Raw genomic sequence first — 14860 nt, 5'->3', positions numbered from 1 at the left:
ACAGGTTAACCAATTTGTCGCACAAAGCACTGATAAGCACAATTAGATATCAACCAATTTCCATCCTTCAACAGGGAGTTTTTTTATGAAAATGAGGTCATTTACCCGCTCATTAGTCTGCGCATCCTTGCTGGCTCTGGTTAGCACTGGCGTAAACGCCGCAGAAAAAGTGACGTTAAAGTTAGCACACAACCTGGAAAGAAGTCATGTTGTACATCAGAGTTTTGAAGAGCTTGCGAAAGAGGTAAAACAGCTGTCAAAAGGTAATATGGTGATCCGTATTTATCCCAGTAGCCAGATGGGTAATGCGCGAGAAACTATGGAGTTGTTGCAAAATGGCGCACTGGATATGACCAAAGGTTCCGCCAGCGATCTGGAATCTTTTGATAATATTTATGCCATCTATAATTTGCCGTTCTTATTTAAAGATCAGGCGCACTTCAACAAAGTCGTTTTTGGTGAAGTTGGTAAAGAAATTATGGATTCAACAAAAGATAAAGGCTTTTTTGCTTTATCAGCTTATGTAGCGGGTACTCGCAGTTTCTATGCGAAAAAACCGATTACTAAGCCAGAAGATCTTAAAGGACTGAAAATTCGTGTTCAACCAAGTCCGACCACCATCAAAATGATTGAACTGATGGGTGGTTCACCCACTCCAATTTCATTTGGCGAAGTTTATACTGCGATGCAGCAAGGTGTAGTAGATGGCGCAGAAAATAACGTGCCTTCATGGGTGCAGACTCGACATATTGAAATTGCCAAAGTCTTTTCTGAAGATGAACACGCCTCAATTCCTGATTTTTTGGTTATCTCCACCAAAACATGGAGTAAATTAACCCCAGAACAGCAACAAATCCTCGAAACAGCGGCGAAGAAATCCGAAGCTTATCAACAAAAATTGTGGGAAAAAATTGACGCTGACACACGTGCTCAGGCGAAAGCTATGGGGGGTGAAATTGTAAAAGTGGATAAAGCACCATTCCGTAAAGCCGTGCAACCCCTGTTTGACGACTTTAAAAAAGATCCAAAACAAGCTGCCTTGTTAGAAAAATTCGACAACGCTGCTCAATAATATTCCGGGCCAGTCTCTGGCCCTGATTTTCCAGGATGCTTACAATGATATTTAACCGCCTGAAACTTGCGGTAGACCGCGTCATTGCCGCGTTTTCTGTTGCCGTAATGCTTGCTCTTGTTATATGCGTAGTCTGGCAAGTATTTAGCCGCTACGTACTTAACCAGCCAAGTACATTAACCGATGAGCTGGCACGCTTTTTGATGATCTGGGTAGGATTATTAGGTGCTGCATATACCGTCGGCGCGCAGCGACATCTCTCTATTGATTTATTTGCTCTCGCCCTGAATAAACGCAAGCAATTACTTCTTAATATAGTCATTAACGTTCTTATTTTAGGTTTTGCCGGTTCGGTCATTGTGACTGGTGGCCTGAAATTAATTGATAAAACACTGGTAACATCACAGGTATCTGCCGCGATGCAAATACCGATGGGATACGTATATATCATTCTGCCATTAAGTGGAGTGGTGATGATGTTTTATGCCTTGTGTTTTATTAATCAAAGCATTCAACAACTGAAACAACCTGCGCAGGAGGCCAGTTAATGGATAGTTATATCGCGCTTACACTGTTTGGCTGTTTTTTTGTGCTGGTCTTTATTGGTGTGCCCATTTCGTTCTCAATCGGTATTGCCACTGTAGCTTCAATGCTGTTGATGTTTCCCTGGGATATCGCGGCAATCACTGTTTCGCAACGACTGGCTAATGGACTGGATAACTTTGCCCTGCTGGCAATCCCGTTTTTCATCTTTGCCGGAACGCTGATGAACAGCGGCGGTATTGCGATACGTTTGATTAACCTCGCCCAGGTAATGGTTGGCCGCGTTCCTGGTTCGCTTGGTCATGTGAACGTCCTGGCGAATATGATGTTTGGTTCCATTTCTGGTTCAGCCGTTGCGGCAGCTGCTGCCGTTGGTGGCACACTGAATCCCATTCAGACCAAAGAAGGTTATGATCCGGCATTTTCTACCGCTGTAAACGTCTCATCCTGTATTACTGGATTACTGATACCGCCCTCAAACGTGTTAATTGTGTTTTCCCTGACAGCTGGCGGCGTTTCTGTAGCATCGCTATTTATGGCGGGATATTTGCCAGGGATCTTAATGGGTCTCGCGGTAATGGTTGTCTGCGCCATTATTGCTAAACGCCGTGGTTACCCACTTTCAGAAAGAGCAACCTTTGCTCAGGCCTGTAAAGCGTTTCTGGATGCCCTACCAAGTTTGCTTCTGGTGTTCATTGTGATGGGCGGCATTCTGGGCGGCATTTTTACCGCAACTGAAGCGTCAGCAATTGCCGTTGTCTACACATTTATTCTCTCGGTGCTGATTTACCGGGAAGTAAAATGGCGCGACTTACCCAAACTGATTCTGGAATCGGTTGTTACCACTTCGATTGTATTACTGTTGATCGGTTTTTCCGTGGGCATGTCCTGGGCAATGACCAATGCTGATATTCCTTATATGATCAGCGACGCGTTGATGGGGATTTCTGATAACCCACTGATCATATTGCTGCTGATTAATATCGTCTTATTAATTGTCGGCATCTTTATGGACATGACACCGGCTGTACTAATCTTCACACCAATCTTCTTGCCGATTGCACAAGAGCTGGGAATGGACCCGGTACATTTCGGTATTATGATGGTGGCTAACCTTTGTATTGGGCTATTAACACCGCCAGTGGGTAGTGCGCTATTTGTTGGTTGTTCTATCTCGGGTGTGAAGATTCAACATTTAATCAAACCATTGCTGCCATTTTATGCTGCATTGCTAGTAGCGTTGATGATGATTACCTATATCCCGCAAATTTCTTTGTTGGTTCCGCAGTTGCTAGGGTTAATGTAAATTATAAATCGCCGGATAATGCTATATTATCCGGCAATGATATTTGAAGGAAATTACTTAATCACCCCATTGCGCCGCAGTTGTTCGGTATCTTTTTTCCAGCGTTCATTAGCCTAGTTGATATCGTCAATTTTCATCAAAATCGCGACTTTTTTACTGTTTATTTCTGAAACTTTCATCGTTAACGGATATTGCCCTTTTTCGAGTGTTATCCAGTCATCCTGCAATTTACGGCTAAGTTTTTGTGATTGCAGAAAAGTCTGTCGCCGCTGTTCGTTGATATCGAAATCTCGTTTCTGCTGAATCGGCACTTCATAACACTCTTCACTCTGTTTATGACATGCCGCAATCGCCGGTTGATAAACCTCTTTGTCATATTTAACCGCGAACGCCTCGCTATCATTCTGTTTATTAAACTCATCACGCTGTTGGTGAATTTTTTTGAAGGCGTCTTCGCGGGTCATTTGCTTGCCGTTTGCATCTTTTCCCCAATATGCATCCGCTGCTTTCTGCGCCGCCGCCATTTGCTTATCAAGCTCTTTCACTTCCTTTTCCAGCGCAGGAATCGAGTTCTTCTGGGTATTCAACGCTGACTCAAGCTGACTAAAGCGATAATTGAAATCTTCGCTATTCACGATCAGATACTTATTATTCGTTTTGATATCGTCGACCACCCGCCCACGATCGCTGGCTGCCGCCTGAAAAGAGTAAAAGTTCACCGTCCAGCCAGACGCAGGTGTTCCTTTACTGGTTAACATCGCCGAAAATTTTACGGACTTATCTTTCGTCCAGGTCTGTTCCAGCAGTTGGTAGTCTGCCAGTTGACCAACCCAGGTATAGGGATCATCACAGGAAGAAACATCGCCTTCCGCTGACCAGGTGGCCTGATTACCTTTCGCATCAAGGTTTTTTAAACTGATGGCATCAAGCTTGAGAATACCGTGATACTGCTTGTTGAATTGATCTTTTAAGACATTTTCAGTTGGCGGTTCGCCATCGGCCCAGCCATTACCAGACATCAACACAAACAGCGCCGTGCCGACAATCCATTGCTTTTTCACCAGAAAACCCTCGCGAGGAATAATTTATTCCAGTGATTATCATCAGGGTAATAAAAATTGGCAATGGACGTGAGTCTGAAGTGAAAAAGCCCCGGCACGATACCGGGGCGAGGCGATTAGTACTGATTGAAAATCTGTTGGATCTGCTGTGGATCTTTAGTTTGCGTCAGCGCCAGTTGCAGCAGAACGCGCGCTTTTTGCGGGTTCAGCGTGCCAGAGGCGACGAAACCGTATTTTGCATCATCCACTTCGGCATCCTGAGTGGTTGCGCCCGTCGGTACGCGGGAAGAACGCACTACCGCAGTGCCGTTTTTCGCAGCGGTCGCCAGGGTGTCGAACACGGTTTTATACAGATTGCCGTTACCCACACCGGCGCTAACGATACCGTCGTAGCCTGCATCTACCAGTGCTTTTACCGGAAGATCGGATGCGTTGGCGTAGTTATAAACGATGCCGACTTTCGGCAGTTCATTCAGCTTAGAGACATCGAACGGCGTGTCGCTGGTGTGCTTACGTGCCGGAGTACGCTGGTAGTCAATCTTACCGTTGTGAATGTAACCCAACGGACCGTAGTTAACAGATTTGAAGGTCGCTACATCGGTGGTATTAGTTTTGGTGACATCACGGCCATCAAGCACGGTGTCGTTCATCACCACCAGCACACCACGGTTGGCGGAGGCTTTATCGGCTGCGGTCACTACCGCGTTATACAGATTAAATGGGCCGTCTGCGCTCATGGACGTGGACGGGCGCATTGCACCTACCATCACCACTGGCTTGTCACATTTCACCGTCAGGTCGAGGAAGTAAGCGGTTTCTTCCATCGTGTCAGTACCGTGGGTAATAACGAAGCCGTCGGTTTTATCGCAGTCGGTGTTAATTTTTTTCGCCAGCGTCAGCCAGACATTATCATTCATATCCTGGGAGCCGATGTTAACTACCTGCTCGCCTTTAACGTTCGCAATGTCCTTCAGTTGCGGCACCGCATTGACCAGATTTTCTACGCCAACTTTACCCGCTGTGTAGTTAGATTTGGTTGCGGAGTCACCACCACCGGCAATCGTCCCGCCGGTCGCTAAAATGGTGATATTCGGTAATGCTAATGCTGCACTACTAAAACCCATAACCAGTGCGGCAAGTGCCGTCTTTTTGAAAAACTCCATTTCATTCCTCCAGTTATGTGAACGCTACGTATTATCCCTTAGCTTTGTATGGGAAATTTGACGTTAAACAATTTACAACGTGAATGAATTTTGGAGATCTATAAAGTTAGAGGCAGGTAACAAAACGAAGAATTAAACGGCATAAAAAAGTATTATGCCGTCTTAGAATAGAGGATTATTTCAAATTCCCGACCAGGGCTTTGCGGCTGTCTTCCAGAGTCACGACACGGCTACAGACATCTTTGCCAAACTGCTGGAAATCTTTTTCCTGCTTTTTCCACTCGGTTTGGATTGAGGATTGCAGCCCCCCCAGGCTTCCCAGCACATTCTGTAATGGGTTGCCGCCGCTTTTCAGCACCGCTTTCGCGCCCATTTCATTAATGCTGTCCTGTAAAATTCCGCCCATTGCCTGATTCACTAATTGCTGGCCTTCGGCGCGAACCTGATCGATAGCTTTATAGTGGAACGTCAGGCCATCGCTGCGCGTTTCGATAATGCGGTTCATCTGTTCTTTAAGCTGCGCATCCAGTTTGGTCAGACGGCTGCGCATTTTGCTGCTTTCGCCCATCTCCTGAACGATAATTTTATCCAGCGCGATACGGGCTTTCTCGACGCGGCTTTTCGCGCCTTCATCAATCCACGGTAACGTACTGCGCAATTCTGCCTGATAATCCTTCGCCTGCTCGCGTTGGGCAGCGTTCAGAGAATATTGTTTGCCGTTGTACATCACGTTGCCGTCTGGCGTGATCACCAGATTGCCGTTTTCGCCCTTCACCTGCACGGTTTGCGGGCTGACAATCACATCGTCACGCGGCGTGACGCTGCACTGGTAGTCGGCGTGAGCGGTCATTGCCGTCACTGAAAGTGCTGCCGCCAGCAGCATTTTGCGCATCATAATCTTCCCTCAAGAACAAATCAGGCCAGCATTTGCTGGCCCCAGATTGATAACAAAGTACGCGTTTTCCATGCCGGATGCGGCGTAAACGCCTTATCCGGCCTACTCGATCGTGCATCTTTGTAGACCTGATAAACGTAGCGCATCAGGCAGTTTTGCATTTGTCATCGCCCGTATGTTTTCTTAGTCCCACCAAACGTCGAAAAGTTCGCTGGTGCGTACCTCATCCAGTTTGCGCTCTTCCAGCCACTTACGCACAATCGCCTGATGTTCTTCGGTGCATTTGCCGATTTCCTGCATACAGATCAGACCTTCCCAGGCCAGATAGCCGCTGCCGTCAAAGGCCAGTTTGTTCGGTTCGATAACCTCGTTAATAAAGTCATCAACGGTTTTATCAATTTGTTCTTCCGATGTACCTTCCGGGAATCGCCATGCCACCGAAAATCCTAATTCCTGGAATTCGTCGATGTGCATTTTTTTACGCAGACGACGGCTACGGTTCTTTGCCATTATTTCACCCTCTCGAACATTAAGTCCCATACTCCGTGACCAAGACGATGACCACGTTGTTCAAATTTCGTCACCGGACGTGATGCCGGGCGCGGTACGTAATCGTTGCTCTCTGACAGGTTTTTATAACCGTCAATAGAAGACATCACTTCAAGCATATGTTCCGCATAAGGTTCCCAGTCGGTCGCCATATGGAATACGCCCCCCAGTTTCAGTTTGCTTTTTACCAGCTCAGCAAACGGCACCTGAACGATACGGCGTTTATTATGGCGCGCTTTGTGCCACGGGTCAGGGAAAAAGAGCTGAACCATGCTCAATGAATTGTCAGGAATCATTTTATGCAGCACTTCGACTGCGTCATGGCACATCACACGCAGGTTATCTAACCCTTCTTCATGCGCGGAAGCCAGACAAGCGCCAACGCCCGGCGAATGCACTTCAATGCCGAGGAAGTCCTGCTCCGGGCGCTCTTTAGCCATTGCCACCAGCGAAGCGCCCATGCCGAAACCAATCTCAAGCGTCACTGGCGCTTCACGGCCAAAAAGCGCAGGGAAATCCAGCATATCTTCGCTGAACTCAACGCCCATCACCGGCCAGTAGTTTTCCAGCGCATGTTCCTGGCCTTTGGTCAGTCGCCCCTGGCGGCGCACAAAACTACGGATACGGCGCAATGGGCGGCCGTTTTCATCAAATTCCGGTGAGATGACGTCGTTTTTCATAAAGATTTAGTCGCTTGTGAAAGTGTTCTGAAAACGGGCATTATCCAAAGTTAGTTGCCGGATGCAAGCATGATAAGGCCGTGGCTGCGGAAAGTTCCGGTTTACACCCTGCCGTCGCTGTGCTGCAATCTTGCCCCCAACAACAATGAATTCGGTGACCATGCAAGCGTCGCAATTTTCAGCCCTGGTTCTGGACTGGTACGATAAATACGGGCGAAAAACTCTGCCCTGGCAAATTGACAAGACGCCCTACAAAGTATGGCTCTCAGAAGTGATGTTGCAACAAACTCAGGTTGCGACCGTTATCCCCTATTTTGAACGCTTTATGGCGCGCTTCCCGGCGGTGACCGATCTCGCCAACGCGCCGCTGGACGAAGTTCTCCACTTGTGGACCGGGCTTGGCTATTACGCCCGCGCGCGCAATCTGCATAAAGCGGCACAGCAAGTTGCCACCTTACACGACGGTAAATTCCCGGAAACCTTTGAGGAAGTCGCCGCGCTGCCGGGCGTCGGACGCTCCACCGCAGGCGCAATACTCTCGCTTTCTCTGGGTAAGCACTTTCCGATTCTCGACGGTAACATCAAACGCGTGCTGGCTCGCTGCTATGCTGTAAGCGGCTGGCCAGGGAAAAAAGAGGTCGAAAATAAACTGTGGAGTTTAAGCGAGCAGGTTACGCCCGCCGTCGGCGTGGAGCGGTTTAATCAGGCGATGATGGATTTAGGCGCGATGATTTGTACGCGCTCGAAGCCGAAGTGTTCGCTCTGCCCGCTACAAAACGGGTGTATTGCCGCCGCCAACAATAGCTGGTCGCTTTATCCGGGCAAAAAACCGAAACAGACATTACCGGAGCGCACCGGCTACTTTTTGCTGTTACAGCACGAAGATGAAGTATTTCTGGCGCAGCGTCCGCCGAGCGGATTGTGGGGCGGTTTATACTGTTTCCCGCAGTTTGCCGACGAAGAAAGTTTGCGGCAGTGGCTGGCGCAACGGCAGATTGCTGCTGATAACCTGACGCAACTCACCGCGTTTCGGCATACCTTCAGCCATTTCCATTTAGATATTGTGCCTATGTGGCTTCCCGTGTCGTCATTCACCGGTTGCATGGATGAAGGCAATGCGCTCTGGTATAACTTAGCGCAACCGCCGTCAGTTGGTCTGGCGGCTCCCGTGGAGCGTTTGTTACAGCAGTTACGCACTGGCGCGCCGGTTTAGCGCGTGAGTCGATAAAGAGGATGATTTATGAGCAGAACGATTTTTTGTACTTTCCTGCAGCGTGAAGCAGAAGGTCAGGATTTTCAGCTATACCCCGGCGAACTGGGAAAACGCATCTACAACGAGATTTCCAAAGAAGCCTGGGCGCAGTGGCAGCACAAACAAACCATGCTGATTAACGAAAAGAAACTCAACATGATGAATGCCGAGCACCGCAAGCTGCTGGAGCAGGAGATGGTCAACTTCCTGTTCGAGGGTAAAGAGGTGCATATCGAGGGCTATACGCCGGAAGATAAAAAATAAAAACAGAGCCGGAGTACGCCTCCGGCAACTTGCATAAAAACAAACACAACACGCACCCGGAATGATGAAAAAATATCTCGCGCTGGCTTTGATTGCGCCGTTGCTCATCTCCTGTTCGACGACCAAAAAAGGCGATACCTATAATGAAGCCTGGGTCAAAGATACCAACGGTTTTGATATTCTGATGGGGCAATTTGCCCACAATATTGAGAACATCTGGGGATTCAAAGAGGTGGTGATCGCCGGTCCTAAGGACTACGTGAAATACACCGATCAATACCAGACCCGCAGCCACATCAACTTTGATGACGGTACGATCACTATCGAAACCATCGCCGGGACAGAACCTGCCGCACATCTGCGTCGGGCAATTATCAAAACGTTACTGATGGGGGATGATCCGAGTTCGGTCGATCTCTATTCCGACGTTGATGATATTACGATTTCGAAAGAACCTTTTCTTTACGGTCAGGTGGTGGACAACACCGGGCAGCCGATTCGCTGGGAAGGTCGCGCAAGCAACTTCGCGGATTATCTGCTGAAAAACCGTCTGAAAAGCCGCAGCAACGGGCTGCGTATCATCTACAGCGTCACCATTAACATGGTGCCGAACCACCTTGATAAACGTGCGCACAAATATCTCGGCATGGTCCGCCAGGCGTCACGGAAATATGGCGTTGATGAGTCGCTGATTCTGGCGATTATGCAGACCGAATCTTCCTTTAACCCGTATGCGGTCAGCCGTTCCGATGCGCTGGGATTAATGCAGGTGGTACAACATACTGCCGGGAAAGATGTGTTCCGCTCGCAGGGGAAATCCGGCACGCCGAGCCGCAGTTTCTTGTTTGATCCTGCCAGCAATATTGATACCGGCACTGCGTATCTGGCGATGCTGAACAATGTTTATCTTGGCGGCATTGATAACCCAACGTCGCGGCGTTATGCCGTCATCACCGCTTATAACGGTGGTGCAGGCAGCGTGTTACGCGTTTTCTCTAACGATAAGATTCAAGCTGCTAATATTATTAATACCATGACCCCGGGCGATGTTTATCAGACGCTAACGACCCGCCATCCTTCTGCGGAATCTCGCCGCTATCTTTATAAAGTGAACACGGCGCAAAAATCTTACCGTCGCCGATAATTGCACTTATCGCCCCTTGACGATGTCCTGGGGCAAAAGTGTTATCTACATCACAATTATGTTTTGCAAAACGATATTATTTGCAATTATTTGCCACGGGTAACAAAAAAACAGTCAGTGAAGTTGATAGAATCGCATCATCTTGCACGGTCAAATGTGCTTTTTGAAACACTCATCCGCATCATGATGTGAGGAAATTAACATGAATCTTAAGCTGCAGCTGAAAATTCTCTCTTTTCTGCAGTTCTGCCTGTGGGGAAGTTGGCTGACGACCCTCGGCTCCTATATGTTTGTTACCCTGAAGTTCGACGGTGCTTCTATCGGCGCAGTTTATAGTTCACTGGGTATCGCCGCTGTCTTTATGCCTGCGTTGCTGGGGATTGTGGCCGACAAATGGTTAAGTGCGAAATGGGTTTACGCCATTTGTCACACTATTGGTGCGATCACGCTCTTCATGGCGGCGAAAGTCACCACGCCGGAGGCGATGTTCCTTGTGATATTGATTAACTCGTTTGCCTATATGCCAACGCTTGGGTTAATCAACACTATCTCCTACTATCGCCTGCAAAATGCCGGGCTGGATATTGTGACGGATTTCCCGCCAATCCGTATCTGGGGCACCATCGGCTTTATTATGGCGATGTGGGTGGTGAGCCTGTCTGGCTTCGAATTAAGCCACATGCAGCTGTATATTGGCGCAGCTCTCTCCGCCGTTCTGGTGCTATTTACCTTTACGCTGCCGCATATTCCGGTTGCTAAACAGCAAGCGAATCAGAGCTGGACGACTTTGCTGGGGCTTGATGCATTCGCGCTGTTTAAAAACAAGCGTATGGCGATTTTCTTCATCTTCTCGATGTTGCTGGGTGCGGAACTGCAGATTACCAACATGTTCGGTAATACTTTCCTGCACAGCTTCGACAAAGATCCGATGTTTGCCAGCAGCTTCATCGTGCAACATGCGTCGATCATCATGTCGATTTCGCAGATCTCGGAAACTCTGTTCATTCTGACCATCCCGTTCTTCTTAAGCCGCTACGGCATTAAGAACGTAATGATGATCAGTATTGTGGCGTGGATCCTGCGTTTTGCGCTGTTTGCTTATGGCGACCCGACTCCGTTCGGTACTGTACTGCTGGTGCTGTCAATGATTGTCTACGGCTGCGCATTCGACTTCTTCAACATCTCTGGTTCAGTGTTTGTCGAAAAAGAAGTCAGCCCGGCAATTCGTGCCAGTGCGCAGGGGATGTTCCTGATGATGACCAACGGCTTCGGCTGTATCCTCGGCGGTATTGTGAGCGGTAAAGTGGTTGAGATGTACACCCAAAACGGCATTACCGACTGGCAGACCGTATGGCTGATTTTCGCAGGTTACTCTGTGGTTCTGGCCTTCGCGTTCATGGCGATGTTTAAATACAAACACGTTCGTGTCCCTGCGGGCACACAGACTGTTAGCCACTAATTACGCAAAGAGAAACGGGTCGCCAGAAGGTGACCCGTTTTTTATTCTCACTTCAACACATAACCGTACAACCGTTTCATGCCATCCGCATCGGTTTCGCTATAGACACCTTGTAGCTCCGGCGAAAACCCCGGCAGCAAATTCACGCCCTCTTCCAGCGCAAGGAAATAACGCTGAACCGCTCCACCCCAGACTTCCCCCGGCACCACGCAAAGCACGCCAGGTGGATAAGGCAACGCCCCTTCTGCCGCAATTCGCCCTTCGGCATCACGAATCCGCACCAATTCCACTTCACCGCGAATATAGGCGCTATGCGCATCCTGCGGATTCATCACCACTGACGGGAAACTCTGCTGGCGGAACATCGCTTTTTGCAGGTCTTTGACGTCGAAGCTGACATACAAATCGTGCATCTCCTGACACAACTGGCGCAAAGTGTAGTCGCGGTAGCGTACCGGATATTTGTTATAAACACTCGGTAGCACCTCAGCCAGCGGCGAATCATCCTCAATATGCTGTTCAAACTGCGCCAGCATCGACACCAGTTGCGCCAGCTTCTCGTGACTTTCAGCCGGCGTTAATAAGAACAGAATGGAGTTGAGATCGCATTTTTCCGGCACAATGCCGTTCTCACGCAGATAATGCGCCAGAATCGTCGCCGGTACGCCAAAATCGCTATATTCACCGGTTTCGGCATTGATTCCCGGCGTGGTCAGTAACAGCTTGCACGGATCAACAAAATACTGGTCTGCGGCATATCCCTCAAAGCCGTGCCACTTTGCTCCTGGCTCAAAGCTGAAGAAACGGCGGTCACTGGCCAACACTGACGTCGGATAATCCTGCCACAATTTGCCATCGACAACGGGCGGAATAAACGGACGGAACAGCTTACAGCGCGCAAGAATCGCCTTGCGCGCTTCAATCCCCAACTCAACGCACTCAGCCCATAGCCGACGCCCACTCTCCCCTTCATGGATTTTGGCATTGACGTCCAGCGCGGCAAATAGCGGATAGAACGGACTGGTGGAAGCATGGAGCATAAAGGCATTATTCAACCGCTTATGTGGGCAAAAACGCGCCTGCCCGCGAATATGGTTATCTTTTTTATGGATCTGCGACGTCTGCGAGAATCCCGCCTGCTGTTTATGCACCGACTGGGTAACAAAGATCCCCGGATCGTTTTCGTTAAGTTCTAACAGCAGCGGCGAGCTATCCGCCATCATCGGGATAAACTGTTCATAACCAACCCATGCGGAATCAAACAGAATGTAATCGCACAGATGCCCAATGGTATCGATCACCTGACGGGCGTTGTAGACAGTGCCGTCATAGGTCCCTAACTGAATGATCGCCAGGCGAAACGGGCGCGATTGCTCAGCTTTTTCTGGCGCAACGTCGCGAATTTGCTCGCGCAAATAATCTTCATTAAAACAGCGCGCATCAATACCGCCAATAAAACCGAACGGGTTACGCGCGGCCTCCAGATACACCGGCGTCGCCCCCGCCTGAATCAACGCGCCGTGATGGTTCGACTTATGATTATTGCGATCGAACAGCACCAGATCGCCACGTGTTAGCAACGCATTAGTCACCACTTTATTCGCTGCCGATGTGCCGTTCAGGACAAAATAGGTTTTATCGGCATGAAAGACTTTGGCTGCGAATTTCTGCGCATCCTTCGCCGATCCTTCATGAATAAGCAGATCGCCCAATTTTACGTCAGCATTACACATATCGGCGCGAAAGACGTTCTCACCAAAGAAATCGTAAAAATGGCGTCCGGCAGGATGCTTTTTAAAGAACGCACCATGTTGATGCCCAGGGCAAGCAAAAGTGCTGTTGCCCATCTCAACGTACTGCGTCAGCGTGTCATAAAACGGTGGCAGCAAATTCTCTTCATACTGACAGGCTGCGGATTCCAGCTCCAGCCACTGCTGCTCGTTACCGTTGATAATCGCCGTAACGCCCGCAGGCACTTCAACAGCATTGTCAGAATACAAAAACACCGGCAGATGAAAACCGGTTCGCTTAAGTAACGCAAGAATGCCACTACGACTATCCGCAGCGGTAATGACGACTGCCGCGACGTCCGTAAAATCAGTATCTTCCAGCGCCACCACGCGACGATGGGTAGAAAGTCGGGAAACCAGTTCATTACTGGCGGCAATACTCATTGATTTCATAAACGCAAAACCCGTTTCGGGGAGGTAAGAATATCGGACAAGGTGAAAAACCTTGCCCCATGAGATGGGGGTCAAACTGATCACCAGCTCCGACCGCCAGACATCAGTAAAAGCAGAAACGCTCTGATTTTACTGTTGTCCTGCAGTAAGCGTGCGTTAACTTCACCGCATGAGCAGTAACATGGAAAGGGAAGATTTTCGCGCAAAACGGCGAGGAGCGAGAGAATGTAAGGAGGTGGCATGCATCAGGCAAACTCCGTACAGAGAGGAGAAAATTCGCGCGATAATGGCACCTTTCGCTAAAGCGTGCAAGCCAGGACTTTGCGTCCAGGCAAGCTATAAACGGGGCAAAAAGTTCATAATAAAAAAATCAAACAATACAGTTAACAGGAACTCTTGTGGTCATCGGCCCTTTTATCAACGCTAGTGCAGTATTACTGGGTGGCATTCTCGGCGCACTGCTTAGCCAACGTTTACCGGAACGTATCCGCGTCTCAATGACATCGATTTTTGGTCTGGCATCATTGGGGATTGGTATTTTACTGGTGGTGAAATGCGCCAACCTTCCGGCGATGGTTTTAGCAACGCTACTTGGCGCTCTAATCGGCGAAATGTGTTTGCTGGAGAAAGGAGTCAATACAGCGGTTGCCAGAGCGCAAAATCTGTTTCGCCACTCGCACAAGAAGCCAGCGCATGAATCATTTATTCAAAATTTTGTTGCGATTATCGTCCTGTTTTGTGCCAGCGGTACAGGGATCTTCGGCGCGATGAATGAAGGAATGACCGGCGATCCGAGTATTTTAATCGCCAAGTCATTTCTTGATTTCTTTACGGCGATGATCTTCGCCTGCTCTCTGGGGATTGCGGTATCAGTGATTAGCATTCCATTGCTCATCATCCAGTTAACACTGGCCTGGAGAGCCGCGCTGATATTACCGCTAACGACACCGGCGATGATGGCGGACTTTAGCGCCGTAGGCGGTTTATTGCTTCTGGCGACCGGTTTGCGCATCTGTGGCATTAAAATGTTCCCGGTAGTCAACATGCTTCCAGCACTGCTTCTGGCAATGCCTCTTTCCGCCGCCTGGACCGCCTGGTTTGCCTGAAATGTGTGTAATAGCGGCAAAGTGATGATAGATTGTGCAGTCTGCCGTAAATTGAAGAAATTTGATTGACGAGACGAGGCGAATCAGGTTTAATGCGCCCCGTTGCCCGGATAGCTCAGTCGGTAGAGCAGGGGATTGAAAATCCCCGTGTCCTTGGTTCGATTCCGAGTCCGGGCACCACTA

The 14860-nt window shown here is 49.0% G+C and carries 16 protein-coding genes and 1 tRNA gene; 9 read left to right on the top strand and 8 right to left on the bottom strand.

From position 1 onward, the window contains the following. Positions 1-85 precede the first annotated feature (85 nt). Genes A7098_RS01585 through A7098_RS01575 form a run of 3 tightly spaced genes read left to right on the top strand, consistent with a single transcriptional unit; the run spans position 86 to position 2921 of the window. A complete protein-coding gene (locus tag A7098_RS01585; RefSeq protein WP_105280226.1) occupies positions 86-1072 on the top strand; it encodes a TRAP transporter substrate-binding protein in 987 nt (328 codons plus the stop codon). A gap of 44 nt (positions 1073-1116) precedes the next feature. Continuing rightward, positions 1117-1620 (top strand): TRAP transporter small permease, encoded by a 504-nt coding sequence (locus A7098_RS01580; protein WP_123056739.1) that lies wholly within the window; start codon positions 1117-1119, stop codon positions 1618-1620. Continuing rightward, positions 1620-2921 carry a TRAP transporter large permease gene (locus A7098_RS01575; RefSeq protein WP_105280224.1) on the top strand — a complete coding sequence of 434 codons (1302 nt, stop codon included), beginning with the start codon at positions 1620-1622 and terminating at the stop codon, positions 2919-2921. Before A7098_RS01580 ends, A7098_RS01575 begins: the two co-directional genes overlap by 1 nt. 113 nt (positions 2922-3034) lie before the next feature. Here A7098_RS01575 and A7098_RS01570 read toward each other — a convergent pair whose 3' ends face one another. From A7098_RS01570 to trmB, 6 genes are all read right to left on the bottom strand, one after another. Beyond that, entirely contained in the window at positions 3035-3982 is a 948-nt protein-coding gene (locus A7098_RS01570) for a DUF1202 family protein (protein WP_105280223.1), read from the bottom strand. Positions 3983-4098: 116 nt separating this feature from the next. Further along, complete coding sequence (ansB, locus tag A7098_RS01565) at positions 4099-5145, bottom strand: L-asparaginase 2 (protein WP_000394144.1); 1047 nt, start codon at positions 5143-5145, stop codon at positions 4099-4101. A 175-nt stretch (positions 5146-5320) separates the two neighbouring features. Then, entirely contained in the window at positions 5321-6040 is a 720-nt protein-coding gene (locus A7098_RS01560) for a DUF2884 domain-containing protein (RefSeq protein ID WP_000984796.1), read from the bottom strand. A 20-nt stretch (positions 6041-6060) separates the two neighbouring features. Continuing rightward, positions 6061-6201: a hypothetical protein gene (locus A7098_RS23820; RefSeq protein ID WP_157943557.1), complete on the bottom strand. Its 141-nt coding sequence runs from the start codon at positions 6199-6201 to the stop codon at positions 6061-6063. Between the two features lie 22 nt (positions 6202-6223). After that, positions 6224-6550 carry a YggL family protein gene (locus tag A7098_RS01555; RefSeq protein WP_001107564.1) on the bottom strand — a complete coding sequence of 109 codons (327 nt, stop codon included), beginning with the start codon at positions 6548-6550 and terminating at the stop codon, positions 6224-6226. Then, positions 6550-7269 carry a tRNA (guanosine(46)-N7)-methyltransferase TrmB gene (gene trmB / locus A7098_RS01550; RefSeq protein WP_000786919.1) on the bottom strand — a complete coding sequence of 240 codons (720 nt, stop codon included), beginning with the start codon at positions 7267-7269 and terminating at the stop codon, positions 6550-6552. The genes A7098_RS01555 and trmB overlap by 1 nt, the downstream gene beginning before the upstream one ends. A 160-nt stretch (positions 7270-7429) precedes the next feature. On the opposite strand from trmB, the gene mutY reads away from it, so the two are divergent. The 4 genes from mutY to nupG all read left to right on the top strand — a co-directional run bounded on the left by mutY (position 7430) and on the right by nupG (position 11388). After that, positions 7430-8482 carry an A/G-specific adenine glycosylase gene (mutY, locus tag A7098_RS01540; RefSeq protein WP_105280222.1) on the top strand — a complete coding sequence of 351 codons (1053 nt, stop codon included), beginning with the start codon at positions 7430-7432 and terminating at the stop codon, positions 8480-8482. 27 nt (positions 8483-8509) lie between these two features. Next, a complete protein-coding gene (locus tag A7098_RS01535) occupies positions 8510-8785 on the top strand; it encodes an oxidative damage protection protein (RefSeq protein WP_000091700.1) in 276 nt (91 codons plus the stop codon). A gap of 64 nt (positions 8786-8849) precedes the next feature. Then, the gene (gene mltC, locus A7098_RS01530; RefSeq protein WP_000760323.1) at positions 8850-9929 is read left to right on the top strand and encodes a membrane-bound lytic murein transglycosylase MltC; all 1080 of its coding nucleotides are present in this window, start codon (positions 8850-8852) and stop codon (positions 9927-9929) included. A gap of 202 nt (positions 9930-10131) precedes the next feature. Continuing rightward, positions 10132-11388 carry a nucleoside permease NupG gene (nupG, locus tag A7098_RS01525; protein ID WP_001049785.1) on the top strand — a complete coding sequence of 419 codons (1257 nt, stop codon included), beginning with the start codon at positions 10132-10134 and terminating at the stop codon, positions 11386-11388. 47 nt (positions 11389-11435) lie between these two features. On the opposite strand, the gene speC is transcribed toward nupG, so the two are convergent. After that, on the bottom strand, positions 11436-13571 hold the full coding sequence (speC, locus tag A7098_RS01520; RefSeq protein ID WP_105280221.1) for an ornithine decarboxylase: 2136 nt from the start codon (positions 13569-13571) through the stop codon (positions 11436-11438). Positions 13572-13733: 162 nt separating this feature from the next. After that, positions 13734-13817 (bottom strand): hypothetical protein, encoded by an 84-nt coding sequence (locus A7098_RS24090; protein ID WP_301005532.1) that lies wholly within the window; start codon positions 13815-13817, stop codon positions 13734-13736. Between the two features lie 152 nt (positions 13818-13969). On the opposite strand from A7098_RS24090, the gene A7098_RS01515 reads away from it, so the two are divergent. Next, entirely contained in the window at positions 13970-14677 is a 708-nt protein-coding gene (locus A7098_RS01515) for a DUF554 domain-containing protein (protein ID WP_105280220.1), read from the top strand. Between the two features lie 104 nt (positions 14678-14781). Beyond that, positions 14782-14857 (top strand) — tRNA-Phe (locus A7098_RS01510). Positions 14858-14860: the final 3 nt, after the last annotated feature.

The organism is Escherichia sp. MOD1-EC7011, assembly GCF_002965005.1.
Lineage (GTDB): Bacteria > Pseudomonadota > Gammaproteobacteria > Enterobacterales > Enterobacteriaceae > Escherichia > Escherichia ruysiae.
Note: the sequence above shows the minus strand (reverse complement) of the source record. Positions and strands in the feature narration are given on the sequence as shown.

Excerpts from the sequence above, each read along its gene's own strand:
- mutY (WP_105280222.1), top strand. The coding sequence starts at position 7,430 with ATGCAAGCGTCGCAATTTTCAGCCCTGGTTCTGGACTGGTACGATAAA.
- A7098_RS01580 (WP_123056739.1), top strand. The coding sequence starts at position 1,117 with ATGATATTTAACCGCCTGAAACTTGCGGTAGACCGCGTCATTGCCGCG.
- A7098_RS01555 (WP_001107564.1), bottom strand. The coding sequence starts at position 6,550 with ATGGCAAAGAACCGTAGCCGTCGTCTGCGTAAAAAAATGCACATCGAC.
- A7098_RS01575 (WP_105280224.1), top strand. The coding sequence starts at position 1,620 with ATGGATAGTTATATCGCGCTTACACTGTTTGGCTGTTTTTTTGTGCTG.
- A7098_RS01585 (WP_105280226.1), top strand. The coding sequence starts at position 86 with ATGAAAATGAGGTCATTTACCCGCTCATTAGTCTGCGCATCCTTGCTG.
- trmB (WP_000786919.1), bottom strand. The coding sequence starts at position 7,269 with ATGAAAAACGACGTCATCTCACCGGAATTTGATGAAAACGGCCGCCCA.
- A7098_RS01560 (WP_000984796.1), bottom strand. The coding sequence starts at position 6,040 with ATGATGCGCAAAATGCTGCTGGCGGCAGCACTTTCAGTGACGGCAATG.
- nupG (WP_001049785.1), top strand. The coding sequence starts at position 10,132 with ATGAATCTTAAGCTGCAGCTGAAAATTCTCTCTTTTCTGCAGTTCTGC.
- A7098_RS24090 (WP_301005532.1), bottom strand. The coding sequence starts at position 13,817 with ATGCATGCCACCTCCTTACATTCTCTCGCTCCTCGCCGTTTTGCGCGA.
- A7098_RS23820 (WP_157943557.1), bottom strand. The coding sequence starts at position 6,201 with ATGCAAAACTGCCTGATGCGCTACGTTTATCAGGTCTACAAAGATGCA.
- speC (WP_105280221.1), bottom strand. The coding sequence starts at position 13,571 with ATGAAATCAATGAGTATTGCCGCCAGTAATGAACTGGTTTCCCGACTT.
- ansB (WP_000394144.1), bottom strand. The coding sequence starts at position 5,145 with ATGGAGTTTTTCAAAAAGACGGCACTTGCCGCACTGGTTATGGGTTTT.
- A7098_RS01535 (WP_000091700.1), top strand. The coding sequence starts at position 8,510 with ATGAGCAGAACGATTTTTTGTACTTTCCTGCAGCGTGAAGCAGAAGGT.
- mltC (WP_000760323.1), top strand. The coding sequence starts at position 8,850 with ATGAAAAAATATCTCGCGCTGGCTTTGATTGCGCCGTTGCTCATCTCC.